The sequence below is a fragment of the Rhizobium sp. L43 genome (assembly GCF_002531725.1).
GTDB lineage: Bacteria > Pseudomonadota > Alphaproteobacteria > Rhizobiales > Rhizobiaceae > Rhizobium.
Genome location: NZ_NWSQ01000086.1, coordinates 1 through 1,315, shown reverse-complemented (window position 1 = coordinate 1,315; position 1,315 = coordinate 1). Strand labels below are relative to the sequence as shown.

Below are 1,315 nucleotides of genomic sequence, written 5' to 3'. Positions count from 1 at the left end.
GTTTATGCCGACCGGCGAACTATGCCGAGTGCGTCTTCTGGCAGGAACGGCAAACCGTGCGTTCCGAGCCAGTTTGGCGGGTCGCCGTTGTTTGGCACTCGGCATAGTTCTCATGCTCAGAGGGTGTTCAGGAATTCCAGAAGCCGGTCGCTTGGTCGAAATCGCTCGGCCTTGGCGCCTTCGTACGGCTTCAGCTTTGCGAGTGCAGATTCCTTCAGTTCGAGATGCGCATGAAGATAGGTCAACGTCGTTTCCATCGCTTCATGGCCCAACCACAGGGCAATGACGGAGCAGTCGACGCCCGCCTGCAGCAACTCCATGGCAGCAGAGTGCCGCAAGACATGGGGCGACACCCGCTTTGAGCGAAGGGAGACGCAGTGCTCACGTGCTTTGGCGACATATTTGTTCAGCAGTGCCTGCACGCCGTCGGCGCTGAGCCTGCCACCGTGCGTATTCGGAAAGAGGGCTGTTGAGCCTCGCTTCCCTGGTTCCTTGAGCCAATAACGGAGGGCTTGCTGTGCAACCTTTGTGAGCGGCGTACTTCGCTCTTTGCGGCCCTTGCCGATGCATTGCACATGCGCACCGCGGCCGAGCATTACCGAATCTCGGTCAAGGTCGATGATCTCCGAGACCCGCAGCCCCGTTTGGGCGGCCAGTAACAGCAGAGTGTAGTCGCGGCGTCCCAGCCACGTGCTTCGATCCGTGCAGTCCAGGATCGCTTCAATCTCGGGCCTAGTTAGAAACTGAAGCTGCCGCTTGTCACATCGCTTGCTGGGGATCGCGAGCACACGCTGAATGTGGGCGCTATGTGCCGGCTCCTCGAACGCCGCATATCGGAAGAAAGAGCGGATGGCTGTAAGGCGGAGATTCCGGGTCCGCACCGAGGCGGATCTCTTCGTCTCAAGATCCTCCAGGAATGCGCCGATGAAGGGAGCGTCCAAATCCCGCAGCGTCAACTCCGATGGGGATCTCCCAAGGCGCGTCTGTGCGAACGCAAACAGGAGCCTGAAGGTGTCGCGATAGGAGGCGATGGTGTTAGAACTTACACCTCGATGCTTCATGAGCCGATCTGTGAACCACCGCTCGATCAGCACGGCCAGGTCTTTCGTGCGTCTCATGACCGTACCTCCCAGCGCTTATTCAATCGCCGTACGGCATGGTTCATCAGTTCCGGCGTGGCGGACAGATACCAATAGGTGTCGCGAACATTCGCATGGCCGAGGAAGGTCGAGAGAACCGGCAGCTCGCGTTCCACATCTTCGCCGGCGCGATGCCAGTTGATCAGGGTCTGGACGGCGAAACGGTGACGAAGATC

1 protein-coding gene and 1 pseudogene are annotated in these 1,315 nt (G+C 59.3%); both read right to left on the bottom strand.

The annotated features are described in order from the left end of the window. Positions 1-116: 116 nt before the first annotated feature. Positions 117-1,118: a tyrosine-type recombinase/integrase gene (locus tag CO667_RS34520; RefSeq protein WP_096772358.1), complete on the bottom strand. Its 1,002-nt coding sequence runs from the start codon at positions 1,116-1,118 to the stop codon at positions 117-119. Then, positions 1,115-1,315 (bottom strand): annotated as a pseudogene (locus CO667_RS34515) (integrase); the annotation flags it as partial. The pseudogene CO667_RS34515 and the gene CO667_RS34520, both read right to left, overlap by 4 nt.